The organism is Paraburkholderia sp. BL27I4N3, from assembly GCF_003386115.1.
Taxonomy (GTDB): Bacteria; Pseudomonadota; Gammaproteobacteria; order Burkholderiales; family Burkholderiaceae; genus Paraburkholderia.
On sequence record NZ_QREJ01000001.1, the window covers coordinates 7,263,671 to 7,288,985 of the forward strand.

The window sequence follows — 25,315 nt, forward strand, 5'->3', positions numbered from 1 at the left end:
AGCGCAGTGGGAACGTCATTTGATGAGGAACAGGGCGCGGGCGTCGACGAACGGCACGAAAACGGCACTAGCGCACTGAAGCGGGCGCCGCGCGTGGCCACGTCTTTCACCGGCACCGCGGCTGTGATGCAGGCGCTCGAAGCGGATTTGCGCAGCCATGTGCGAGGCGAAGTGCGCTTCGACCAGGGTTCAAAAGCGCTGTACGCGGCGGATGCGTCGAATTATCGGCAAGTGCCGCTCGCCGTTGTCGTGCCCGCGGATGTCGACGACCTGTTGGCCACACTCGCCGCCTGCCGCCGCAATGACGTGCCGTTTCTCGCGCGCGGCGGCGGCACGTCGCAGAACGGGCAATGCGTCAACGTCGCGGTGGTCGCGGACGCGAGCAAGTATGTGAACCGTGTCGTGTCCGTCGATCCACTGGCGCGCGTCGCGATCGTCGAACCCGGCGTGGTCTGCGACACCTTGCGCGATGCCGCCGAACAGCACGGCCTCACCTTCGCACCCGATCCGGCGACGCACAGCCGCTGCACGCTAGGCGGCATGATCGCCAACAACTCGTGCGGCGCGCATTCGGTGATGGCCGGCAAAACGGTCGAAAACGTCGAGGCGCTGGAAGTCGCGACCTTCGACGGCGCGCGTTTCTGGGTCGGTCCAACCTCCGATCAGGAGCTCGAACGCATCATCGCCGAGGGCGGCCGTCAGGGCGATATCTACGCCGCGCTGAAGCAGTTGCGCGATACCTACGCCGAGCGCATTCGCGCGAAATTTCCGCGGATCAAGCGGCGCGTGTCCGGCTTCAATCTCGACCAGCTGCTGCCGGAAAACGGCTTCAACGTCGCGCGCGCACTGGTCGGCACCGAAGGAACGTGTGCGCTCACCTTGCAGGCGAAAGTGCGCCTCGTGAAAAGTCCGGCGATGCGTGTGATCGTCGTGGTCGGCTTCACGGATATCTACACGGCGGCGGATGCCGTGCCGCATTTCATGCGCTGCCGGCCGATCGCCATCGAAGGACTGGACCGCGCGATCATTCGCGGTTTGCAGGCGCGCGGCTTGAAGCAGGACGAGATCGCGTTGCTGCCTGAAGGCGATGCATGGGTCGTGCTCGAATTCGGCGCGGACACGCAAGCCGACGTGATGCTCAAAGCGCGAGCCGCCGCCGCTTACTTTGCATCGGGGGAAGCAGGGCCGAATGTGTCGGCGATGCTTGTCGAAGACCGGGCGTTGCAGGCCAAGGTCTGGTCGATCCGAGAGACGGGCGCGTCGGCGGTGGCGCTGTCGGTCGATACCGGCACGCCGGACCCGATTGTCGGCTGGGAAGATGCCGCGGTCGATCCGCTGCGTCTCGGCGATTATCTGCGCGCGTTCCAGGCGATGGTGGATCGCTACGGTTACGAGACGAGCCTCTATGGCCATTTCGGCGATGGCTGCGTGCACGCGCGCATTACCTTCGATCTACGCAGTGCGGAAGGCGTCGCGACGTGGCGCAAGTTTCTGCGCGAAGCGGCTGAACTCGTCGTCGAGTTCGGCGGTTCGCTGTCGGGCGAACACGGCGACGGCCAGGCCAAGGCCGAGTTTCTGCCCATCATGTACGGCCCCGAATTGATGCAGGCGATGGAGCAGTTCAAGGCGATCTGGGATCCGGCCAATCGTCTGAATCCGGGCAAAGTCGTGCACGCCTATCGCGCCGACGAAAACCTGCGCATGGGGCCCGCTTACAAGCCGGTCACGTTGCAAACCAGACTGACGTTTGCGAGCCAGGAGGGCGAGGGTTTTCAGCGCGAGATCGAGCGATGCATCGGCATGGGCAAATGCCGCTCGCTCGAAGGCGGCACGATGTGCCCGAGCTATCGCGCGACACGCGAAGAGAAATATTCGACGCGTGGCCGCGCGCATCTCTTCTGGGAAATGCTGCAAGGCGACGTGATTGCCGACGGCTGGCAAAGCCGCGAAGTGAAAGAAGCGCTCGATACGTGCCTCGCTTGCAAAGGCTGCAAATCAGATTGCCCGACGCATACGGACATGGCTTCCTACAAGGCGGAATTTCTTTCGCATTACTACGAGACGAAGCGTCGGCCACGGCAGGCGCTGTTCATGGGACGTATCGGCGAATGGGCGCCGTGGGCGGCGCGTTTTCCACGTCTGACGAACTTCATGACGTCGGCGCCGGGTTTGTCTTCGTTCGGCAAGTGGGTGGCCGGCGTGGCGCAAACGCGCGAACTGCCTCGTTTCGCGAGTGCCACATACAGGCAGATCGCGCGACGTTCGCCGCAATCGGCGCGTGATGCCCACGGCGACGTGAAGAAAGTGATCCTGTGGGTCGATACATTCAACGATCACTTCACGCCCGAGATCGCGCAGGCAGCCGCCGATGTTTTGAAGCAATTAGGCTGGCATGTCGTGTTGCCGAAGAACCGGTTGTGCTGCGGGCGTCCGCTGTATGACTTCGGGCTGCTCGAACGCGCACGCGAACTTCTCACGCACATTCTCGACGACCTCGCGGACGATATCGCCGCCGGCGTGCCGCTAGTCGGTCTCGAACCGGGCTGCTTGTCGGTGTTCAAGGACGAACTGCTGAAGCAACTGCCCGATCATGCATTGGCGAAGAGGCTGTCGGCGCAAACTTTCCTGTTCTCCGATTTCGTCGCGCATCAGCCGTTCGATTGGCCGACGCTCGCCGCGGACGTGATCGTGCACGGGCATTGTCATCAGAAGGCGCTGTTCGGCATGCAGGGCGATACCGCGCTGCTGAACAAGCTCGGCGTTAAATGGAAACTGCTCGATACAGGATGCTGCGGCATGGCGGGATCGTTCGGCTTCAACGCGGAGCACCATGCGCTCTCCACGAAGATTGGCGAAGACACGCTGTTTCCGGCGGTGCGTGCGGCGGCTGCGGAGACGATCGTATTGACCAACGGCTTCAGTTGCCGTGAACAGATCGAGCAGGGGACTGGGCGTCACGTAATGCATATCGCGCAACTGGCGCAGCGGGCGTTGGCGGCGCGCTAAGCGCGCTCACGCGCGCTGCTGCGCCTGCATTTACTTCTTCGTCGATTCGATGGTGGCCGGCGCTTGAGGAATATCGGCGCTGGTCGCCATCCACAAAACTTCGGCGTCTTCCTCGCTCGTGGAGACCGCTGCGTGACCGGTGCGGCTGTCGAAGTAGAGGCTGTCGCCGGCATTCAGATGCGTCGGCGCGTACAACTCCGAATAGAGACACACGCTGCCGCTGATCACATACAGAAACTCCTCGCCTTCGTGACGGCCCCAATCGTCGAAGGCGTCGAGCGTGTGCGCGGAGATGCGGATACGAAACGGCAGCATCGCCTTGTGCGCAAGGTCGGTGGCGAGCAGTTCCATCTGGTAGCCGCGATAGGCGTGGCGCTGGCCTTCGTTTTTGCGGGTCAGCGCGCGGCGGCCGCTCGCGCTGACTTTTGGCGTGGAGCCGAACAGCGCGCCGATTTCGATCTTCAGTCCGAGGACGATTTTCTGCAGCACGTCGAAAGTGGGGGACATGAGCCCGTTTTCGACCTTCGAGAGCGTCGAGCGGGACACGCCGCACAGGCGGCTGGCGGTTTCCAGCGTCAGGTCCTGCGCCTGGCGGGCGGCGCGGACGCGGCGGCCGAGGTCGGTGATGGACGGATCGGCGGACTTGGCGAGATGGGTGTCCATGGGGCTTGATGCTCTGAATGCGCGCTTGGAGGGGCAATGTTGTTTCCGATAATAACATTTGAGGCGAGCCGCAAGTCCGCAGGCGAGTTTCGGGCGCTGTCAGCGGGATCGTCGCGCGCGCTTTGAGCCGTGCGTGTGGCCTGAGCGGTCAATTAGATTGGCGCGATCGAAGCGAGCGCGACATTCTCGTATTTTTCTCATCGGAAACTTTGAATCATCGCGGGCGAGCGACGGCCGATTGCGTCGTTGTAACGTCCAATATTAGTATGGGTCGCCGGTCGCGTTTGATATCGCGGTTTGATAATCCTGCTGTCTTTGCACGGAAGGCATTAGTTCAGATAGTGCGCAGCGCGCTATGTTGCCTTTCGCGATCCGCCGGCCTTGATAGCAATCTCGCCCGGTCAGCGCAGAAACCCGCTCAGCGTGATTAAGAAAAATATAATCAAAACATAGGCTTGATGGATTTCTATAGCCTCGCTTGCGATTAATCACAAGCCCGTTATGCAATCGGAATATTAATAAATTCTGTTAAATCGTCTCGGTAATGGATTTTCCGTTGTCGTATGCATTACGATGCTGAAATTAAAAGCAGCATCGACAAGATAATCGATCCATGTCTCAGAATCGTAAAAAACGACCAACGGGGAATCAGGTGCGCAGAAAGCCGCTGGGTAAAGCCAAACTTTTGCCGCATACCACCACATACGTGCGCGAACAGTCGTTGCGCTGGCATCTCGCTTTGGCCGCATTCCAGGCGGGCAAGGGCAACGGCGAATTACTGGCAAAGCTGGTGAAGACGCTTTACCTGGCCTGGTATCTTCAGCAGGCCGGGTTCGGCGCGCTGGGGCGTGATCTTTATCTCGAAGCCGAACGTATTCTGGATGCCGCCGCTCGTAGCGCGACCCGGGAAATCTGGCGAATCGCGGCAGCGGACTGCGCGCCGATCACGAGGCTTCTCGATTTGCACGAGCAGCAGCTGCAAACAGCGCCGGTGTTCGCCGTGGATGAAGCTGAGTTACGCGTCGTGCGCTTCGGTCAGAGCGACAAACGATCGCCGTGGTAAGCGGATTTGCAGCGTGACGGCTTCGAAGTGTGGGTCGTCGCAGGCGGTTATCGTGGAGGCGGGCACCACGAGGCGTCTCCCGAGCGTTCGCTGAATCGCTGTGTGGCCGCGTGCAGCGCCGCGCTCGGACTATCGAGTGGCCTTCTACCCTTCTGGACCAAGCCGGCGGCGGCCGCCATCCATGGATGAGCAAATGCGACAACGCTCGCGCCTGCCTCATACGAGGCGTCGGCTGATGACGCCGTCGCCGCGAGGCATGCTTGAATCTCGCCCGCTTTGAACAGCGCCCAAACGTGGCCGACGTGAACGACTTCCACGGACGCAGCGCTTTTGCTCGCATGCTCCGTAAAAAGCTTCCTCGTCGAGTCGATAGCCGATTCAGCCGCACACAACACGACGATGCTCCCGCCCACGTCTGCTGCCGCAGCAGCCAAAGCGACATCCGCCCGGACGATGGGCACGGGCGGACTCTTGATATCGGCCACCGCGGGCCCGAGCGTGCCGCAGGTGAGAATGACAGCGTCCGAATCGGCTGCCAGCGCGAGAAGACGCTGCTTTGTGCGGGCGCGCAACTCGTCGGAAAACGCTCCCGTTTGATCCACGGCCTCGCGACGGTCCGCCCTCACTTCATGGTGAAGATCTTCGGCCCGCAATCCAAGCGCTTTGGCTGCCTGCTCAAACACCTGGCGGTTCCCATCCATCGTATGCAGAAACGAAATGCGCATTGCCGTGTGCCTCGGTATCAGGTGTGTCATGTCGACGCCGCTTCGCGTTTCCACGCCGACGGCGCCCCACTCGGTGCCGCTGCATTGTTGCAACGTCGGTGCGGGCTAACAAGGCAAGCGCCTCTACCGGTATCGCCGATACCTCTCTTGCGCGAACGATCCGCGACGATATAGCGGCCTTATGGTCCGCTATTCCGCGCATTCGAGAAGACCGCCGAGCCCTAATATCATCGGTCCGCGTGCCATTAGCTGTCATTTAGCTTGTATCCCGAACGTCGCCGGACGTCCGCAGACGTAGTAACGTATTGAAAATTTAACCTTTCGCCCCGCTACATTGATTCTTGAGGCGCATATGTCCACGGACACAGACCCAATCACCGACGAACAGATCGCTGCAATCGCCGATCGCATGGTCGAAGAGGGCAAAAGAGTTTCGCCAGTGACAATCTGGAAAGAGGTTCGCGGCGGTTCCCTAGTGGCGATAGTCGCGGCCTTGCAACGCTGGCGCGAGTCGCGGCAGGCCGACACACCGCAAGCACAGGTCCAGGCCGGATTGCCGGAGGGTCTCGCCGAAACGGTGATCAGCGCCGCGGATCGGATCTGGACGGCGTCCCAGCACGATGCGGAGAAGGCGTTCAACCAACGTCTCGCCGCGGTGAACCAGGACCTGGAAGCAGCCCTCGCGGAACGGGACGAAGCGCTTGCCGAGTATCAAAAGAGCATCGACGAAATCGAAACGGGGCGCAACCGTCTCAGCGCGCTGACGGACGCGCTGAGCGCGTCGGAAAGCGCTGCCCTACGCCTCGAAGCGGAACGCGCGAGCGCCGCCGGTCGCGCCGAAGCGGCCGAAACTCACGTCGCCGAACTGGAGCAGCGTACGTCCGCACACGACGCCGAACTGGAAGGCATGAAGGCCTCGCTCGACGAGGAACGTCTCGCACGTGAAGAGTTGGCCACGGCGCTGACCGGCAAAACCGATGAGGTCGCGCAAGTCATTCAGGAACGAGATCAGGCGCGGCACGAGGCCGCAACATTGAGCGATGCCTGTCGGGCGAAGACAGAAGAGGCGACGCGATTCGCGCAAGAGGCAAGCGCGGCTACTTCGCGCGCTGAAGCGGCGGAGGCACGCATCGAGGAATTCGTGCAGCGCGCGTCCGAGGACCAGACCAAACTGGAAGCCGCGAGCGCGTTGCTTGAAGAGGAACGCCAGGCGCGCGAAGCGTTGGCCGCGGTCGTGACGAGCAAGAACAACGAAGTAATGCGAGTCACGCAGGAACGCGATCACGCTCAGCAGGAAATCGCCGCGTTGCGCGACGCCCATGAGGCGAAGTCGCAAGAACTCACGCAATGGTCGCAGGAGGCGAGCGCGGCTTCGTCGCGTGCACAAGCCGCGGAGGCGCGCGCGGAAGAACTGGCGCGGCGTGTGTCGTTGCAAGCCGAGGAGTTGGAATCTGCGAAGGTATCGATTGAACAGGAGCGCAGAGCACGCGAGGAATTAGCTTCGATCGTCTCCGTCACGAACGATGAGATGACGCGCGTCACCCAGGAGCGTGATCTTGCACTGGAGGAAATCACGTCGCTGCGCAGCGCCTATGAGGTGTCGCTGGAAGAGGAACGCAAGGCACGTCAAGAGCTGGCTTCAGCCGTCTCCAGCAAGACCAGCGAAATAACGCGGCTCACTCAGGAGCGCGACCAGGCGCTGCAGCAAGTCGCGACGTTGGAAGCCGCGTATCAGGCGAGCTCGCAAGAAGTGACGCGTTGGTCGCAGGAAGCGAGCACGGCGACGTCACGCGCCCAGGCAGCAGAGACACGTGTAGAAGAGCTCGAACAACGTGCATCGGAGGATCGTGCCAATCTGACTGCGACGAACGCGTTGCTGGACGAAGAACGCAAAGCACGCGAAGAGTTGACGGCGGTTGTCTCGGCCAGGAACGACGATGTAACGCGAGTCACGCAGGAACACGATCAAACGCGACAGCAGCTCGCCGCTTTGCGCGAGGCCCATCAGGCGAAGTCGGACGAAGCGACGCGATTGTCCGAGGAGTTGAGCGCCGCAACATCGCGCGCGCAGGCAGCCGAAGCGCGGGTAGAAGAACTTGCGCAGCGCGCAGCGTCGCAAGTTGCCGAACAGCAAGCCGCGACGGCTTCGCTAGAAGAAGAACGCAAGGCTCGAGCGGAGCTGGCCGCGGAGCTTTCAGCCAGACACGATGAAATAGCGCGAGCCACTGAGGAACGCGATCAAGCCCAGCAGCAGATCGCGGCGTTGAACAGCGCCTATCAGGCCAAGGAAGAAGAGTCGGCACGCTTGCTGACGGAGTTGAACGCGGCTTCGTCGCAGGTACAGGCTGCTGAAGCGCAGGCAAGCGAGAACCACGCGCAGTTCGTCGCAGTGGAAGCCGAGTTGAAACAAGCGCGTGCTGTGCTGATCGCGGAGCGCGAGGCGGCCCGGGTGCGGGCCGAGGAAGCGTCGGCTCAACTCAGCGAGTTGCAGCGCGTCACGCATGAACTGGACGAGGCGCGCGAGCAGATCAGCGCCGTGACCGAGGCGAAGACACTCGTGAGTGCAAACCTCGCTCGGCTATCGCAGGATGCCTCCGCCGTGAGAGAGCGCGCGGAGGCCGCCGAACGCCATGTCGCGGAGTTGGAGCAGCGCGTCGCGGCACAAACCGCGGCCATAGCGCAACACGCACAACGCGCCCAGCAGCTAGCAGCCCGTGCCGAGCAGAACGACAATACGGAGGAGGTCGCGGCTTTGCAGCGGCAAATGTCGACGCAGGCCAAAGCCCATGCAAAGGCCATGAGCGAGCTTCGCACGACGGCCGAACAGTGGGTCGCGCATGCAAAAGACCTCAAGCAGCGGCTCGGTCTGGCAAGCGAGAAGATCTTGTTCATCGACGCACGCAGCACCGGCGAGGTGGCGCTTGTCAGGCGGCTTTCATCCGAACTGGAGCGGCTCAAACCGGATCACGAATTGGTGTCGCGGGAGACGCAGCAAAAACTGATTGCCGCGACGATGACGCATCAGCTTGCGCAGAAGGGCTACCGCTACGATCCGGCCACGGCGGTGATGTCGAAAGTCGCGACCTGACGCCAGCCACCGGTCAGGCGCGCAATGTAGAAAGGCGCGCGCATGCGACGCGCGCCCCTCGAATCCGACGCTTACGGCGCGACCGGCTTGCCCGACGCGTCCTTCACTTTCTGTTTCCACTGCGTGCGGATTTCGGCCGTCACGGATTCCGGCAGCGAAATGTAGTCGAGATCATCCGCTGCCTTGCCGCCGTTCTTGAACGCCCAATCGAAAAACTTCAGCGTTTCGGCGCCCTGCGGTGCTTTGTCCTGCGTCGTATGCAACAGCACGAAGGTCGCGCCGACCACGGGCCATGCGTTCTTGCCTGGCTCGTTCGTCAGGATCTGATAGAACGACTTCGACCAGTCCGCGCCTGCTGCCGCTGCCTTGAAGGTGTCGGTCGCCGGTGCGACCACTGTACCCGCTGCATTTTTCAGCGACGCATAGGTCATGTGGTTCTGCTTCGCGTACGCCCACTCGACGTAGCCGATCGCGCCGGGCAGACGCTGCACGAAAGCGGCCACGCCGTCGTTGCCCTTGCCGCCGGTCCCTGTCGGCCAGCTCACCGTTGCGCCTTCGCCCACTTTCGACTTCCACTCCGGGCTCACCTTAGACAGGTAATTCGTCCAGATAAAGCTCGTGCCGGAGCCATCGGCACGGCGAACCACGGCGATATCGGTATCCGGCAGCTTGATTTTCGGGTTCAGCGCAACGATCGCGGGATCGTTCCACTTCTTGATCTTGCCGAGATAAATACCGCCGAGCACTTCGCCCGACAGCACCAGTTCGCCGGCCTTCACACCCGGCACGTTGATTGCCGGCACCACGCCGCCGACAACGGTCGGGAACTGGAACAAGCCGTCCTTGGCCAGTTCGTCGTCTTTGAGCGGGGCGTCCGAGCCGGCGAAATCCACGGTCTTCGCAATGATCTGTTTGATGCCGCCCGACGAACCAATGCCCTGATAGTTCACCTTGCCGCCGCCGGCCTTTTGATAGGCGTCGGCCCATTTCGTATAGATCGGCGCGGCGAAGGTGCTGCCCGCACCGGTGATGTCGGCAGCGTGTGCGGCGCTGGCACACAGCGCACACACAACCAGCGTAAGTTGCTTGAGATTCATGGTGAGACTCCTCACGGCGACGCAATCGCCTTCGATGGGCTGCAACTTAAGGGCGAAATATGACGTTCTTGTGACTACTCAAATTAAATGATCCGCTTGGCTAAGCTTAAGCATTCGCTAAGTCGACGTCATGAAAACTAGTGGGTTAACCTTCTTTTGATCGGCCGCGATATGCTCGGACCTTTGATTCCGGTTCAATCTGCGCGGCGCCGGAAGTTGGAATCGGGTGGTGACCGCCACGGTTCTGATTTTGGCCGCCAGATTGCTGGATAGGCCAATCCCGCATGGGAAGCAAACGCTGAATGACCTATGAAATCTGATCTGCTACTGCAAACCTACGGCGCGGACTCGTCCGGCATGGTCTGCGGCTTTCTCTTTTCTTCGAATCGCGCCGGCCGCTCGATCGACGCCGACGAAGTCGCCGAATGGCTCCAGGCCCACGACGCCCACGGCCCCGCGAAGGAAGGCAGCGAGTTTCTCTGGCTTCACTTCAATCTCGCACATAGCGCCAGCGAGCGTTGGATGAGAGCCCAGCTCGATTTGCCCGAGACGTTTTTCGACGCATTGCGCGAAGGCTCTCACTCCACGCGCATCGAACACGCGGACGGCGCACTACGCGCGGTCGTGAACGACGTCATGTTCAATCTCGAGTTCATTCCCTCCGAGATCGCGACGCTGTGGATTTACGCGAATCAGCGAATCATCGTGACCGCGCGTCTCAAGCCGCTGCGCTCGGTGGACCGACTGCGTGCGTCGGTTCGGGAGGGGGAGGTATTCAGGTCGCCGGCGGAATTGCTGGTTCATCTGATGCATGACCAGGCTGACCTGTTGGTGCAGATCGTCCGGCGGACCAGCGCCGACGTCGACCGGATCGAGGACCGGTTCCTGTCGCAGCGGCCCACACAGAACCGGATCGACCTGGGCGCAATGCGTCGTATGCTGACGCGCTTGCAGCGCATGCTAGCGCCTGAACCCGGCGCGATCTTCCGTCTGCTGGCAAGGCCGCCGCGCTGGCTTCATGCGGAGGACGTGCAGGATCTGCGCGAGTCGACGGAAGAGTTTTCCGTGGTTCTCTCCGATGTGGCCGGGCTGATCGAACGGGTCAGGCTGCTGCAGGAGGAGATCATCTCCCGCCTCGAAGAGCAGAACAACCGTACGCTGTTTACGCTCACGCTGGTGACGGTTTTGGCGATGCCGATCAATATCGTCGCGGGCTTTTTCGGCATGAATGTGGGCGGTATTCCGCTCGCTGAAAACCGGCACGGCTTCTGGGTGATGGTGTTGCTTGTCGCCGGCTTTACCGGGCTCGCGGGATGGTGGGCATTTCGCCGCCGCAAGGAACGATAAGAGCTGCTGTGTCCGGCTTCGGCGGTACTGGCAGTCGCCGTATAGCGCGATATCGTCAGCGTCAGTACATGCCGTCGCCGGGACGCTCGACGGCAAGCCGGTCGTTGAGTGCGCGTAACTCTGCATTCGCACGCTGCATGTGCTGGCCTTTGCGATTCCTGAGATACGCGATTGCGTCGACTACCATGCCGGGCTCACCAAGCCGATCCGCATGCGCCAGAAGCAGCGCTTCGCTCGAAACAATATCGTTCAGCTTGCCCAGTTCGTCCTGCAATTGCGTCAGCTCCGCGACGCTGATCTCGCTGCCGCTATCGAGTAGCGGCGCGAAAAACTCCAGCAGATAGCGCACTTTCTTTCCCGCGATGCGGACGTCGTGAAGTTCGGCGTAACCCGCGTCCGGATTTTCCAGCACACGCTTCAAACGTTTTCGCAGCGTCTGCTTCGCCGTTGCAACACGGTTCGCGGCGAATGCCGTGAGCGGTTCCTCGAACGAGCACGCGTCGAGTTGCCGAATCACGCTCGCGATTCGCTGTGTCAGCATGGCTTCGGCGTTCGCGTCTGCAATCGTTGCGCGACTGCGCACCAGTGCATTGCCACGCAATAGATCGAGACGTTCGATGAGCGCCGCGAAAGCATGCGGTGTCGACACGTCTTCCGCCAGTAAGTGTTTCAGGATATCCCAGTCACGCGTTTGACCGGCGGAATCGGCGAGCGCCTTGAATTCGCGCCGCTGCCATCTTGCCCGCGATCTGTCGATAAGCGGATCGTAAGCCCACCACAGCGAACGCAAGCGCCGCAGCACGACACGCAGTTTGTGCGGACTTTCCGCATCCGCGCTCACGCACAAGCTATCGATGCGTAGCGCCACTTGCGCGGCCATTGGCGTGGCCAGCGTCGAAAAGGCCACTGCCGGCGACATGTCGGGCGCAATCGTGCCGCCTCGTTTGTTGGGATTGTCTGCGACCCGCTCCTGTGTGGATGCGGTTGCAGATGCGGGATCACGCGTGTCAGGTGTGGAGTTCATCGGCTCGAGTTGCATGAGTCCCTGAAGCGGACGGAAGTGAGGTGAACGTAAGGTGACGCGTGTCGGATAGCTTAGCAACTGCGATATCCATCCTACAACGTAAAAATCCCGAGGGGCATGCCGGCACTGCGGACAAAACGGAATTCGCGCGACGATTCAACCTACCTTCGCTCGGAGGGAGACGCCACGCTGTTCAGTATGGCGAATCGAATGGTGTGTCATTTCCGTGCCGTGTTGATAGAGCGATTCAATTTGCCTCTCGCTCTTCATCGTCCTGTAATAAGAAAAGTTGTCATCACCGCGCTGCGCGAGCCCTCTTTCAGATCGGCACACCACAGCGCGACGAACAACCGGTGGCAATAGAAAGCGTAAGAAAGTCCGCCAGACAATAGTTTCTCCACGCCACGCGTCGTTACCCGGCGAGCTTCACTTCATGAGCTTCAACAACAATTCCGAGTGAGGTCTTTCGTGAGCTATACACAAACATTGTTGGCCGGTGTGGCTGGCGCTTTCCTGGCGGTCGCGGCGCACAGCGCTGACATTACTGGCGCCGGCAGCACCTTTGCCGCGCCTATTTATACGAAATGGGCCACCGCATACCAGCGTGCGGGTGGCGGCACGGTGAGCTATCGCGCTGTCGGGTCGACGGAAGGCTTGAAGGAGATCATGGTCAGCCAGGTCGATTTCGCCGGCTCGGACGCACCGCTGAGCGACGACGAGTTGATGAAGAACGGGCTGATTCAGTTTCCAACCGTGATCGGCGGCGTCGTGCCGGTCGTCAATCTGCCGGGGATCAAGCCAGGCGAGTTGATTCTTTCGGGGCGTGTGCTTGGAGATATCTACCTGGGCAAAATCGTCAGCTGGAATGCTCCGGCCATCGCCGCCATCAATCCCACGATCAAGCTGCCCGACACGCCTATCGCCGTGGTTCGTCGGCTCGACGGTTCAGGCACCACGCTGATCTGGACGCACTTTCTCGCGCAGGTGAACCCCGAGTGGAAGAGCAAGGTCGGCGAGGGGACTTCAGTGCGCTGGCCGCGCGGAATAGGCGGGCGAGGCAACGAAGGAGTCGCCACCTTCGTACAACATTTGCCGGGCGCGATCGGCTACGTTGCATGGGACTTCACGAAGCAGAATCATATGGCGTACGCGGCCATGGAAAATGCGTCGGGTGCCGTGGTTCAGCCAGGACCCGAAACTTTCAAGGCCGCCGCCGCGAGCGCCGACTGGTCCAGATCGCTCTTTCCGATCCTGACCAACGAGGCAGGCGCGAACGCATGGCCCGTTGTCGGCGCGACGTATGTCTTGCTGCACAGCACGCAGGACAAACCGGAGCGCGGCGAGGAAACGCTGAGATTCCTCGACTGGGCGCTGACGAACGGCAGTCAGGCCGCGGAGGACCTGGACTATATTCCGCTGCCGCCGTCGGTCGCGAGCGAGATTCGCACGCAGTTGCACGCGCGGGTGAAGAATCCGTCGGGTAAAGCAGTCGCGGGCGAATGACGACGGCAGTCTCGCCGCTCAGGCAGCGAGACTCTGACGAGTCCGTGCCCACTGCGCAAGCGCGGCGCACGCCACCAGCAGCGACCCGGTGACGAAGAACACGGAGTGCAGCCCGAGATGGACAGCGATCACGCCGCCGATAATCGGACCGACAACCTGTCCGCTGAATTGCGCCGACTGCAAATAGCCGAGCATCTGACCGGTCTTGTGCTCTTCCACTGCATGCCGGGCCAGTTTGGCAATCGCGGGCAGAAGACCGGCCAGCGTCATGCCCATGAGCGCGCGTAATCCCGCCAGTTGCCACCATGCGTGAACGAACGCTTGCGGAATCATCACCAGACCCGTCAACACCAGACAAGCGACGATCACGTTCCAACTGCCGACCCGATCGGCCAACGCGCCGAGACGCGCGGCTGTCAGCATGCTGCCGAAAGCCGAACAGGCCATCACGATGCCCGCCACGCGCGCCAGATGAAGTGACGGCACGCCGAGACTGCCCACATAGACGGTGATGACCGGCTCGATCGACATGTTGGCGAGCAGCACCATCATCGCGGTGACGAGCAAGGCGGCGATCACTGGATAGTTGTTGCGATGTGTGCTCGCCGGCGCATGCTCGGCGGGACGCCGCGTGGAATGAGCGGCCGGATCGAAATCTTCCTTGACGACGAAGATCGTGAGCAACGCGGCGACCGCGATCATGGCGCCGCCGGCGAAGAACGTGCCGCGAATGCCGAGCCACCCCGGCAAAAAACCGCCGACGAGCGGCCCGATCAGATTGCCGGCCAGCGCGCCCGTCGACAGCACGCCCAGCGCCCAGCCCGCACGTTCCTTCGGCGCCTGGGTGCCGACCATCACCGTCGACGCCGACGAGTAGCCGCCCACCAGGCCCGCGAGCAAACGCAGGGCGACGAGTTGATGCACGTTGTGCGCAATGCCGATCAACGACATCACCACGGCCATGCCGACGGCCGCGCGCACCAGCATCGGCTTGCGGCCATAACGATCGGCAAGGCGCCCCCACACTGGCGCGGTGACAGCAGTGCCCAGAAACGTGGCGCCGAACGCGATGCCCGACCACTGGATAACGGCAGACTGCGACTGCACCCCGAGTTGCTGGACGTAGATGGGCAAGAACGGCAGCAGCATGCTCAGGCTGACGAGCGTGGTGAACGAGCCAAATACGCACACGGCCAGATTGCGGCGCCAGTAACGTTCATGTCGCGCGGAATAGTCGAGGCCGCGCGTTGACTGACCGGACGGCACGGAAACTTGCGAGGGGGTATTCATATCGCCTTCCCGGCAAACGAATGCGAGCGTGACTGACCCTCCGCTTCGGCAAGTTCGCTCATCAATGTGGCAACTAATTGCGCCGCGGGCAACGCTCTTGCGAGCGGCGCGCCCTGGCCGGCCCACTGGACAGCAAAATCGGAATCGCCCTTGGCGCGGGCCGCGGCGTTCAGCGCTTTGGCGGCGTCGTATGCAATCGGATAGTCGGGCAGCGGCGGCGCGTCCGGCGAGTCTACGTCGATATACAGCCGGTTGCTCAAACCGCGCGCAGGGCGGCCGGAGATCGCGGCCGTCACGGCCGTCCGGTACGCGCGTTGACTGGTCAACGCGTGCCGGTAGGCGGCATCCGCGCCCGATTCCGGACACAGCACGAACGCGGTGCCCATCTGCACGGCGCTAGCGCCGAGGAGCAATGCGCTGGCAATGCTTTGACCGTCCATGATGCCGCCCGCGGCGATGACCGGCAGCGTCGACTGTCTGGCGATCAGCCGGACCAGCGCGAGGGTGCCGATCATCGCGTCGTCGTCCGGATTGAAGACGCCACGGTGACCGCCTGCTTCGGCACCTTGCGCGACGATCGCATCGAGTCCCGCCTGCTCGATTTGCAGGGCTTCGTGCGGTGTGGTCGCGCATCCGAACAGCAGAATGCCGGCGCGATGCAGTGCGTCGATCCATTCGCGCGAGGGCAGCCCAAAATGAAAACTGACTACAGCGGGACGTTCTTCGATCAACACTTGCAGCATTGCCTCGTCGACCACGAAGCTGGTGTAAATCTCCTTGAGCGCGACCGGTGTTCTGGCGCCGAACTCAGCGAACAGCGGTTGCAGATGCGCCAGCCAGGTGGCTTCGCGAAGCGGATCGCTGTACGCCGGCCGATGGCAGAACACGTTGACGTTGAACGGCTTGCTGGTGAGCGCGCGTGTCGCGACGACCAACTCGCGCGCCTGCTGCGCGGTACTCGCACCCACGGCGATCGAGCCGAGCGCGCCGGCATTGGAAACAGCGGCGGCGAGGGCGGGCGTCGAGATGCCGGCCATCGGCGCCTGAATGATGGGATGCTGCATGCCGAGTGCTTGCATAAAACGGGCATTCGAGGTCATGGGGTTCTCACAGTTCGAGTAGTGGGTAGAGTCGCCTGCAGCGGAGTGGCTAGGCTTGCTTCGGACCGAAGCGAAGCGCGGCGAACAGGTCCACCGCGAGAGCAAGCGCCAAAGACGCCGCACCGATCACGAACAGCGTCGTGTAGTTGCCGCCGTCGTGCGCGAACAGAAACGACAAACCGTACGCCGCGACGGCCTGCAAGACGGCGAAACTGGTGGTCGCCGCGCTCCACGCGCCTTTCTGGGCGGCCGGATGATGAGTGAGCAACTCATTGATCCTGCCGAGCACGAGCGCCACGATGCCCGGCACGAATGCGCCGACCACGACGCTCGACACGATCAACGCCGCTGGGCCGCGCACGACAGCCGGCAACACGACCGCGACGATCTGCAGGACATAGGCGACACGCAATGCCGGACTGAAACCGGCGCGGTCAGCCAGATGACCTGTCAGCAGCGGGCCCACAATCGCCCCGAGACCGAACAGCACCCAGTATTGCGCGCCCGCATCGAGACCCTTGCCGAGGCCGCGCGCCACGAAATCGACGAGAAAGATCATGTGCGGAACGAGGCCGACGGCGTTCAACGCATACTCGGCGTAGAGCGCGCGCAGCGACGCAGCCGGATAGGTCTGGCTATGCCGTGTGTGATGCGACGCGTGCTGTGCGACGGATTCGCCTCGTCCGGGCCAGCCGTTCCATGCGACGGCCGTCAACGCGAGGGAGATCGCGGCGAGTCCCAACCACGTTTGCATCAGACCTTGGCGCAGCAGGATCGGCACGATCGTCCCGGATGCCACAATGCCGAGACCGATACCGCTGAAGATCGCGCCGCTCGCAAAACCACGGCGCGACGGAGCCACGTGCGCGAGGACCGTCGGCGCAGCCAGCACCATCAGCGCGCCGCCTGCGAGGCCCGATGCGAAGCGCCAGACGAAGAACCAGAGAAACGAAACCGGAACGGCGCAGGCGACGAACGCGACGGTCGCGAGCAGCATCATCGCGCGTAACACGGTGGTCGCGTCGAAGCGCCGCGCCAGCCAGCCGCCCGCGAGCGCGCCCGCCAGATAGCCGCCGAGATTGGCCGCGCCGAGATACGCGGCGGTCGAGGCCGGAAACCAGTGCGCGCTGACGATGGCCGGCAACAACGGCGTGTAGGCGAAGCGCGCGAGGCCGATACCGACCAGGCTCGCGCTAGCCCCTGCCAGCGCGCCGCGCCACACGTTGAATCCCGGCGGGATCGGTTCGTTGACGACTGCACGTTGCATCACTGCCTCCACGGTTCGGTTGCGCGCCGACTCGTCTTGCTGGCCGATTCGACACGAAAGGTACGAAGGTCACTGCTCGCAATGCCTCTCATGAGGATCGCGAACTGCACCGCAATGCCTCGCAATGCGACAAACAATGCCTGGAGCGCCCACGCTGGGGCCGCCGTCCATGTGCGGATGTGTGTCCGTGGCGAAGATTGCCGAGTCGAGCGTCACGTCGGTCGTATCAGTGAATTACCGGAATGGCCGACGGCTTGCGCCAGGTGATCTCGATGGAGGTAAGTCTAGATTGAACCGATTGAAGAGAGAATCCACGCGGCACGGCAGACATTCTTCCGCGAAACGATTCAATTTCGAGTGGTAATCCGCTCGGACTGCGTGAAATGCTTGCGCAGACGCGGCGTCGCGAAATCGACGAATGCGCGCACTTTGGGCACGGCAAGGCGCCCGTGCGGCGTCAGCAAGTGGACGGGCAGCGGGGCGGGTTCGTTGTCGCTCAGGACGATCTTCAGCGTGCTTTCCTTGACCTGTTCGGCGACGTGATAGGAAAACATGCGAGTGACGCCGTGCCCCGCGACCGCCGAGGCCACGGCCGCCTGAATACTGTTGACGATAAAGCGAGGCGTGAACTGCACCACGCGCGGAATCGTCGAACCGTTCGGCGGCGGAAAGCTCCACGAGTCCAGGCCGAAGTGAGTCATGGAGATGATCTGATGCTGGGCCAGATCGGAAGGTTCGGTAATGGGAGGGTGTTTCGCCAGGTAGCGAGGCGACGCGGCAACGACCCGCCGCACTTCGCCGACCGGAATTGCCACCAGCGTCGAATCGGGCAGGTGAGCGATGCGCAACGCCAGATCCATCCCTTCGTCGATAAGGCTCACTGGACGATCGAGCATATTCAGGCGGACCGACACAGCCGGATAGCGGTCGACGAAGTCGTCGATGATCGGCTGCAGCATGTCCTGGCCGGCGGCCACCGGCGCGGTGATCGTGAGCAGCCCGCGCGGCGCGGAGCGCTCGCCGGCGATCAGCAGGTCGGCCTCTTCGAGATCGGTGAGAATGCGGCGGCAGGCGGCGGCATAGCGTTCGCCGGCTTCGCTCAGCTTGATGGTGCGCGTCGTGCGATGCAGCAAGGCCGTGCCGACGTGCTCTTCGAGGAACGCAATAGCGCGGCTAACCGCGGCGGGCGAGCGGCCGAGTCGACGGCTTGCGCCCGCCAGGCTGCCTTCGTCGAGCGTGGCGACGAACACCTTCATTGCGTCGATGCGGTCCATGTTGCCTGATCCGGTGTGATTGAAAACGCGATCTGGCAGAGTCTACAGCGATGGACCGAAAGGGAGCGAAGCAGGGGCGCTCACGCGCCGGCGGACGCCTCCAGTTCCGCAAGCCGCTTGCGCAGCAGGCGATCCTCCTGGAAGCGGCTGGTCTCGTCGCGAATCACGGCGACGATGCCGGTGAGTTCGTTCTGCGGCGAATGCAGCAACGCGACCGTAAAGGCGATCGACAGCGAGCGTCCGTCCTTGTGCACGGCGGGGACGCGCAGCACGTCGTTGCCATAGCGGGTTTCGCCGGTCGCCATGGTCTTGTGATAGCCGTCCCAGTGCCGGCCGCGCAGACGCTCCGGGATGATCAGGTCTAGCGAATTGCCGAGCGCCTCGCTTTGCGTGAAGCCGAACATGCGTTCAGCCGCCGGGTTCCAGAATGTGATGCTGCCGTGGGCGTCGGAAATGATGATCGCGTCGCCGATTGCGTTGGCAAGTTGCTGGAAGTCGATGGCGTTTTGCATGGCGCTCCCCCTCGATCTGAAAAACACGAATGCTCAATAGAATACGGCGCCGCCAGCACGCCGCATCGGCAAGGCCGGGCTGATACCCGGCCTTGCGTAGCACCATTAAACCGCTTTCACTTCGCGCAGGTTGAAGATGTCCTGCTTGCTGTAGCCGAGGCTCGCGAGCACTTCTTCGGTGTGTTCGCCCAGCAGCGGCGAGGCGGTGACTTCCGGCTTCAGATCCGAAAACTTGATCGGGCTGCCGACGGTCAGATACGACCCGCGCTTCTTGTGCGGCACTTCGACAATCGTGCCGCTCGCACGCAACGACGGATCGTTCGCCAGTTCCTTCATGGTCAGCACCGGCGCGCACGGAATGTCGAACTTGCGCAGGATGTCGACCGCTTCGAACTTGGTCTTGTCGGCGAGCCAGCCTTCAATCGTGTTGAAGATGTCGAAGATATGCGGTTGACGTGCTTCCGCGGTCTTGTAGGCCGGGTCGTCAATCCACTCCGGCTTGCCGAGCGCCTTGCAGATCGGCTCCCACGCATGGCCCTGGATCGTGAAATAGATGTACGCGTTCGGATCCGTTTCCCAGCCCTTGCACTTGAGCACCCAACCCGGCTGGCCGCCGCCGCCCGCATTGCCGCCGCGCGGCACGACGTCGCTGAATTCGCCGTGCGGATACTGCGGATATTCTTCCAGGTAGCCGACGCGTTCCAGCCGCTGTTGATCGCGCAGTTTCACGCGACACAGGTTCAGCACGCTGTCCTGCATCGACACCGCGACCTTCTGGCCCTTGCCGGTTTTGTCGCGTCCCAGCAGGGCCGTCAGAATGCCGATGGCCAGATGCATGCCAGTGTTGCTGTCGCCGAGGGCGGCCGCGCTGATGGTCGGCGGGCCGTCCCAGAAGCCGGTGGTGGAGGCCGCGCCGCCCGCGCATTGCGCGACGTTTTCGTAGACTTTCAGGTCGTCGTAGTGGTGGCCGTCGCTGAAGCCCTTCACCGAAGCGACGATCATCTTCGGGTTGAGTTCGTTCAGGCGTTCCCACGAAAAACCCATCCGGTCCAACGCGCCCGGGCCGAAATTCTCGACCAGCACGTCCGACTCGCGGATCAGCTTTTCGAGCACCTCCTTGCCTTCGGGTTTCTTCGTGTCCAGGGTGAGCGACTTCTTGTTGCTGTTGAGCATCGTGAAGTACAGCGCGTCGGCATCAGGGATATCGCGTAACTGGTTGCGCGTCACGTCGCCGGAACCCGGCCGCTCGACCTTGATGACGTCCGCGCCGAACCAGGCGAGCAACTGTGTGCAAGCGGGCCCCGCTTGAACATGGGTGAAGTCGATGATTCTGATGCCTTCGAGAGGTTTGGTCATGTTGAATCTCCGTGGTTACCCAGACTACTTTTTCATTGCCGCGCTTTGCGGATTCAGATTGGTCAAGCGGCCGCTTTCGGTGCCGGCCGCTTCGTCGATGACGGCGTTGATCAGACTCGGTTTGCCCGAGGCGATCGATTCGAGCAGCGCCTTCGTCAGTTCCTCCGGCGTGGTCGCGTGATAGCCGACGCCGCCGAATGCCTCGATCATCTTGTCGTAGCGCGCGTTCTTCACGAACACGGTCGGCGCGACATCTTTGCCGCCGGTCGGGTTCACGTCGGTGCCGCGATACACGCCGTTGTTGTTGAAGACGATGGTGCAAACCGGCAAGTCATAACGGCAGATGGTTTCGAGTTCCATGCCGCTGAAGCCGAACGCGCTGTCGCCCTCGATCGCGACGACTGGTTTGCCGCTCGTCACCGCCGCGCCGATCGCGAAGCCCATGCCGATGCCCATGATTCCCCACGTGCCCGAGTCGAAGCGTTTGCGCGGCTCGTACATGTCGATGATGCTGCGCGCGTAGTCGAGCGTGTTCGCGCCTTCGTTGACGACGTTGATGTCCGGCCGTGTTTTCAGCACGTCGCGGATCGCGCGCAACGCGCTGTGGAAATTCATCGGCGACGGGTTCTTGTCGAGCGTCGCGGCCATCTTGGCGAGATTCTTGTTCTTGCGCTCCGCGATCGCGCCGGTCCATTCGGTGTCCGGCTTCTTGTAGCTCGCATCGAGGCCTTCACGCAGCGCCGCCACGCACGAACCGATATCGCCGATCACCGGCGCGGCGATCGCGACATTGCTGTCGATTTCCGTCGGCGAGATGTCGACCTGGACGAACTTCTTCGGCTCCGCGCCCCACGTCTTGCCCTTGCCGTGCGAGAGCAGCCAGTTCAGACGCGCACCGATCAGCACGACGACGTCGGCTTCCTGCAGCACGAACGAACGCGCCGCCGACGCCGATTGCTCATGTGTATCGGGCAGCAGGCCCTTGGCCATCGACATCGGCAGATACGGAATGCCGCTTTGTTCGACGAAGCCGCGAATCTCCGCGTCGGCCTGCGCGTACGCCGCGCCTTTGCCGAGCAGGATCAGCGGACGCTTGGCGCTCTTCAGCACATCGATGGCGCGCTTGACCGATTCCGGCGCGGGCAATTGACGCGGCGCCGCGTCGATCACGCGCACCAGCGATTGCTGCGCTTTCACGGCGTCCATGGTTTGCGCGAGCAGCTTGGCGGGCAGGTCCAGATAGACGCCGCCAGGGCGGCCCGACACCGCGGCGCGGATCGCGCGTGCCACGCCGATGCCGATATCTTCCGCATGCAGCACGCGATAAGCGGCCTTCGCGTACGGCTTGGCTGCATTCAACTGATCCATCTCTTCGTAATCGCCTTGCTGCAGATCGACGATTTCGCGCTCGCTCGAGCCGCTGATCAGGATCATCGGGAAGCAGTTGGTGGTTGCATTGGCGAGGGCGGTCAGTCCGTTCAGAAAGCCCGGTGCCGACACCGTCAGACAGATGCCCGGCTTCTTCGTCATGTAACCGGAAACGGCCGCCGCATTGCCCGCGTGCTGTTCATGGCGAAAGCCGATGAACCGCATGCCTTCCGCCTGGGCAAGACGCGCCAGGTCGGTGATCGGGATGCCGACCAGGCCAAAGATGGTGTCGATGTCGTTCAGTTTCAGCGCGTCGATGACGAGATGGAATCCGTCGGTCGTCTCGGTCGCCTGTTGTGTCGACGTGTTGTCTGTTGTGGGCTGGTCGGCTTCTGCCATGACATCTCTCCTTGTTGGCGGGGCGTAGTGTGGTGTGTCGCGAGCGGGGCGCTCGCGTGGTCAGTCAATCAGGCGAGCCGCCGGACGACGGCTGCAGCCGTGCTTCGGCGATAACGACGCTGGCCGGTGCGCCTGAGTTTTCGATCCAGCGCTTTCTCATGGGGGCGAGGATAAATTTCGCGGACACGGCTGCCGCGATCGACACCACGGCGGCGCAGATGAACACCGTGCTCCATCCGCCGTTCGCCGACAGCACCGATGCCAGCGGCACCAGCATCGACGCGGTGCCCTTCGCGGTGTACAGCGTTCCCGCGTTGGCGGCGGCGTATTTGCTGCCGAACGTATCGGCGCAGGTGGCCGGGAAGATCGAGAAGATTTCGCCCCAGCACAGGAACACGGCAGCCGCGAAGAACATGAAGGCGTACGGGTTGTGGCCGAACTGCATGAGTCCCAGCAGCGCGACGCCTTCACCGAGAAAGATCATGAACATCGTGTTTTCCCGGCCGATGCGATCCGACAGAAAGCCGCACAAGGGACGGGTGAAACCGTTGCACAGGTTGTCGATGGACAGTGTCATCGTGAGGAGCGGCAGCGTGATGCCCATCAGATTCACGGGCAGCTTGGCAAAGCCGTATTCCTTCGCAATCGGCCCGAGCTGCGCGGTCGCGATGATGCCGCCGGCTGCGACGAACACGAACATCAGATACAGCACCCAGAAGAGCGGCGAACGGATCATCTCGCCTGGCGTGTAGTCGATCTTGCTGGCAACGATGCGCTTGGCGGCGACAGCGTTGGCGGGCGGCTTCGGCCGAATCAGCATGGTGGCGAGCAGCAGAATGCAGACGCCTTGGAAAATGCCGAAGAACATGAAGGTGTGCTGGTAGCCCGAGCGTTGGATCATGTCGGCAATCGGGATCACGGTGACGGCCGCGCCGGCGCCGAAACCCGCCGCGGTCAAACCCGCCGCGAGACCGCGCTTATCCGGAAACCATTTGAGCGCCGTGCCCACACAGGTGCCGTACACGCAGCCCGCGCCGATCCCGGCAATGACTGCCGCGGCGTACAGCTCGGCGAGACTGCTTGCATGGGCGTCGATGATCCAGCCGAGCGCCGCGCACAGCGAGCCGCCAATGACAACGGGACGCGGCCCGAACTTGTCGACGAGCCAGCCTTCGACCGGCACAAGCCAGGTTTCGGTGACGATGAAGATCGTGAACGCTGTCTGGATCGCCGCTTGTCCCCAGTGGTGGGCGTTGTCCATTGGTACGACGAACAGCGTCCACGCATATTGCAGATTCGCGACGAGTCCCATGCACACAATGCCGATCGCGAGTTGCACCCAGCGGTGATGCGTGAATGCAGTGCGGCCTCTTTCCGATGCGCTGGAATGTCCCATGTCTCCGTCTCCTGTATATTCCGTCGCGCTCAAATGGCGCGTTGGACTTACGTGATCGAACCGCTTCATCGCCGTTTTATTTGCGGCAGCGAGGCGCCGATGGTCGGCCAGAGGGAGCTGCACTAACGAAAACCCTTACCCGTGGAGCGAAAAACCGGCGAGTGAGAGGCGATGAGTCGTGCAGCGCGTCTGAGTGGATGCTGCGCGAGAACAGCAATAAGGAAAAGTTAAAACATTTTATGGTTTGCATTCGGCATTCCTAATGGATGCGCTGTCGCCCTTGCCCATGGCTCGATTGCCGGCGATGGCTGGCTGTCCAAGGTGCGCGCATCTCGATGCTGTGACCACTTGGGGTAAACCAATATATAAACAAAGCACTATCGTTTTTCGAAAAAACTTTAACTATTGTTTATTTATGCGCTCTTCTACTCTTCGTTCATGCCACCTGCCTGACGGAGACGACCATGAACCCCTCGCAATTCGACGCTGGCGACAGCGCGCACCAAGCTGAAATCCAGGCGCAACTGTGCGCCTATAACGCCGCTTTCGATGAACTCGGCCTGCGCTTTCGTTGGGATACGCAAACGCTGGCGTTGCTGGCCATGATCGACGGCGAACAGGCGCAGATCGCCGCGTATATCGAAGCACATCATGCGCACTTGTTGAAAGCGTATAGCGCGGAGTTCTTGAGTCAGGCCATTCTTGAGAAGAAGCGTGCGCGTTACCCGGCGCCGCTGCCGAGGCGTGTGGAAAGCGTGCCGCGTCAGAGCCGCGCGGGTCATCAACCAGAGATGAGCAACTGGCGCGAACGCGTTTTGTACGAGTTGGAACTGCCGGCGCTGGCCGGGGTTTAGATGCGGCGCAGTAGTTTCGGAAGATGGCGCGGGCGGCGTGACAGTCGTCCGGCGCATTGGCATCAGCCTGATAGCGTCCTATAGCGCGATCGATTGGTCAATAGAGAGGTGTGCTCTGTTGATCATTAGCCATTCCCATCAGATACTCGAAGCAACGTCCCTGCGCTCGCAAGATCATGGCCACGCTGGCGATGCGAGCAGACGGCTTCTTCGCCTCCGCGCGCGGTTCATGCGTGGGACGGTTTAAAAAGTCGAGCGGGGCCGCCGTATTCTGATAGATGGCGTGCCCGCAAGTCCCGCAAATGGCGGGCGTGGCACACGCGAGACTGAGGAGGCCCGAAATGGCGCATGCGGATCTGGCGATACTTGGAGGCGTCGGAATTCTCGCGCTGGCCTGCCTGCTCGTGTGCGGTATTTACCTGTACTGGAGCAGCGACAGATACCGCCGCCGGCAGCAGCGCCTGGAGACGCAAATCAGCGCAACGCAGGCGGCGGAGCAGAACGACGAACAGTTTTCGGAACCGGGGGCAACCATGGGCACGCAACTGAGTCAGCGCTGCAAAACTTCGCTGTATCGGGCGGTGGTCAACAACGCGCACGGCGAAAGCATCGTGTTCTTGCTTGCCGGCAGCCGTGACGATGCGCGCAAGCGCGCGGCCGGCGCGCTGGCCGCTATCCACGGCACCGCGGCCGACAATGTGTCTCTCTCCAACCTGGCCTCGTTCGGCGAACTGGTCGACGTCGGTGTCAGCGAGGACGAGGAACTGCGGATATTCGAAATGGCCTGGAAAGGCGCGGATGTCAGCGCCTGGGCCGAACACCCGCTTTTTCTGACCGATGATCCCAGCTTGACAGGGAAGTGGGCCGAACTCTACGCGGATCTTGCGCGGGAGTTGGCTGTCAGCGCAATCGACCGGGCTCGCTAACCACCGGAGCGGGCGGCGCGGACGCCGTCGCCAGCGCCACGCATTGCCGTGCAAGGA

General features: G+C 62.3%; 19 protein-coding genes. 7 read left to right on the forward strand and 12 right to left on the reverse strand.

Annotated elements, in window-relative coordinates; all coding sequences use genetic code 11:
* The first annotated feature begins 6 nt into the window (after nt 1–6).
* On the forward strand, nt 7–3,006 hold the full coding sequence (locus B0G71_RS32970; RefSeq protein WP_116147130.1) for an FAD-binding and (Fe-S)-binding domain-containing protein: 3,000 nt from the start codon (nt 7–9) through the stop codon (nt 3,004–3,006).
* A gap of 30 nt (nt 3,007–3,036) precedes the next feature.
* Here B0G71_RS32970 and B0G71_RS32975 read toward each other — a convergent pair whose 3' ends face one another.
* Nucleotides 3,037–3,669 carry a helix-turn-helix domain-containing protein gene (locus B0G71_RS32975; RefSeq protein WP_116147132.1) on the reverse strand — a complete coding sequence of 211 codons (633 nt, stop codon included), beginning with the start codon at nt 3,667–3,669 and terminating at the stop codon, nt 3,037–3,039.
* A 613-nt stretch (nt 3,670–4,282) separates the two neighbouring features.
* Here B0G71_RS32975 and B0G71_RS32980 point away from each other — a divergent pair.
* Nucleotides 4,283–4,732: a hypothetical protein gene (locus B0G71_RS32980; protein WP_116122421.1), complete on the forward strand. Its 450-nt coding sequence runs from the start codon at nt 4,283–4,285 to the stop codon at nt 4,730–4,732.
* A gap of 47 nt (nt 4,733–4,779) precedes the next feature.
* Here B0G71_RS32980 and B0G71_RS32985 read toward each other — a convergent pair whose 3' ends face one another.
* Entirely contained in the window at nt 4,780–5,457 is a 678-nt protein-coding gene (locus B0G71_RS32985; RefSeq protein WP_116149098.1) for an arylsulfatase, read from the reverse strand.
* A 352-nt stretch (nt 5,458–5,809) separates the two neighbouring features.
* Between B0G71_RS32985 and B0G71_RS32990 the strand changes: the two genes are divergently transcribed.
* Nucleotides 5,810–8,545 carry a DNA-binding protein gene (locus tag B0G71_RS32990; protein WP_116147134.1) on the forward strand — a complete coding sequence of 912 codons (2,736 nt, stop codon included), beginning with the start codon at nt 5,810–5,812 and terminating at the stop codon, nt 8,543–8,545.
* Nucleotides 8,546–8,616: 71 nt separating this feature from the next.
* On the opposite strand, the gene pstS (B0G71_RS32995) is transcribed toward B0G71_RS32990, so the two are convergent.
* Nucleotides 8,617–9,642, reverse strand: coding sequence for a phosphate ABC transporter substrate-binding protein PstS (gene pstS, locus B0G71_RS32995; RefSeq protein ID WP_116147136.1), 1,026 nt, complete (start codon nt 9,640–9,642; stop codon nt 8,617–8,619).
* Nucleotides 9,643–9,951: 309 nt separating this feature from the next.
* On the opposite strand from pstS (B0G71_RS32995), the gene B0G71_RS33000 reads away from it, so the two are divergent.
* Nucleotides 9,952–10,989 (forward strand): transporter, encoded by a 1,038-nt coding sequence (locus B0G71_RS33000; protein WP_116147138.1) that lies wholly within the window; start codon nt 9,952–9,954, stop codon nt 10,987–10,989.
* A 61-nt stretch (nt 10,990–11,050) separates the two neighbouring features.
* Here the strand turns inward: B0G71_RS33000 and B0G71_RS33005 are convergent, their stop codons facing one another.
* Complete coding sequence (locus B0G71_RS33005; RefSeq protein ID WP_258875712.1) at nt 11,051–12,013, reverse strand: CHAD domain-containing protein; 963 nt, start codon at nt 12,011–12,013, stop codon at nt 11,051–11,053.
* A 468-nt stretch (nt 12,014–12,481) separates the two neighbouring features.
* On the opposite strand from B0G71_RS33005, the gene pstS (B0G71_RS33010) reads away from it, so the two are divergent.
* Complete coding sequence (gene pstS, locus B0G71_RS33010) at nt 12,482–13,516, forward strand: phosphate ABC transporter substrate-binding protein PstS (protein WP_116147142.1); 1,035 nt, start codon at nt 12,482–12,484, stop codon at nt 13,514–13,516.
* Nucleotides 13,517–13,534: 18 nt separating this feature from the next.
* Here the strand turns inward: pstS (B0G71_RS33010) and B0G71_RS33015 are convergent, their stop codons facing one another.
* The 8 genes from B0G71_RS33015 to oxlT all read right to left on the reverse strand — a co-directional run bounded on the left by B0G71_RS33015 (nt 13,535) and on the right by oxlT (nt 23,478).
* Entirely contained in the window at nt 13,535–14,806 is a 1,272-nt protein-coding gene (locus B0G71_RS33015) for an MFS transporter (protein ID WP_116147144.1), read from the reverse strand.
* A complete protein-coding gene (locus tag B0G71_RS33020) occupies nt 14,803–15,906 on the reverse strand; it encodes a nitronate monooxygenase family protein (RefSeq protein WP_116147146.1) in 1,104 nt (367 codons plus the stop codon). Before B0G71_RS33020 ends, B0G71_RS33015 begins: the two co-directional genes overlap by 4 nt.
* Nucleotides 15,907–15,955: 49 nt before the next feature.
* Complete coding sequence (locus B0G71_RS33025) at nt 15,956–17,173, reverse strand: YbfB/YjiJ family MFS transporter (protein WP_116147148.1); 1,218 nt, start codon at nt 17,171–17,173, stop codon at nt 15,956–15,958.
* Nucleotides 17,174–17,520: 347 nt separating this feature from the next.
* A complete protein-coding gene (locus tag B0G71_RS33030) occupies nt 17,521–18,447 on the reverse strand; it encodes a LysR family transcriptional regulator (RefSeq protein WP_116147150.1) in 927 nt (308 codons plus the stop codon).
* Nucleotides 18,448–18,527: 80 nt separating this feature from the next.
* Nucleotides 18,528–18,959, reverse strand: a complete 432-nt coding sequence (locus B0G71_RS33035; RefSeq protein WP_116147152.1) for a PAS domain-containing protein — start codon at nt 18,957–18,959, stop codon at nt 18,528–18,530.
* Nucleotides 18,960–19,064: 105 nt separating this feature from the next.
* Entirely contained in the window at nt 19,065–20,315 is a 1,251-nt protein-coding gene (gene frc, locus B0G71_RS33040; RefSeq protein WP_106282699.1) for a formyl-CoA transferase, read from the reverse strand.
* Between the two features lie 24 nt (nt 20,316–20,339).
* A complete protein-coding gene (gene oxc / locus B0G71_RS33045; RefSeq protein WP_116147154.1) occupies nt 20,340–22,082 on the reverse strand; it encodes an oxalyl-CoA decarboxylase in 1,743 nt (580 codons plus the stop codon).
* Nucleotides 22,083–22,146: 64 nt separating this feature from the next.
* Entirely contained in the window at nt 22,147–23,478 is a 1,332-nt protein-coding gene (gene oxlT / locus B0G71_RS33050; RefSeq protein ID WP_106282701.1) for an oxalate/formate MFS antiporter, read from the reverse strand.
* Between the two features lie 464 nt (nt 23,479–23,942).
* Here oxlT and B0G71_RS33055 point away from each other — a divergent pair, with 464 nt between their 5' ends.
* Complete coding sequence (locus B0G71_RS33055; protein ID WP_116147156.1) at nt 23,943–24,332, forward strand: hypothetical protein; 390 nt, start codon at nt 23,943–23,945, stop codon at nt 24,330–24,332.
* 341 nt (nt 24,333–24,673) lie between these two features.
* Nucleotides 24,674–25,258: a hypothetical protein gene (locus tag B0G71_RS33060; protein WP_116147158.1), complete on the forward strand. Its 585-nt coding sequence runs from the start codon at nt 24,674–24,676 to the stop codon at nt 25,256–25,258.
* Nucleotides 25,259–25,315 lie beyond the last annotated feature (57 nt).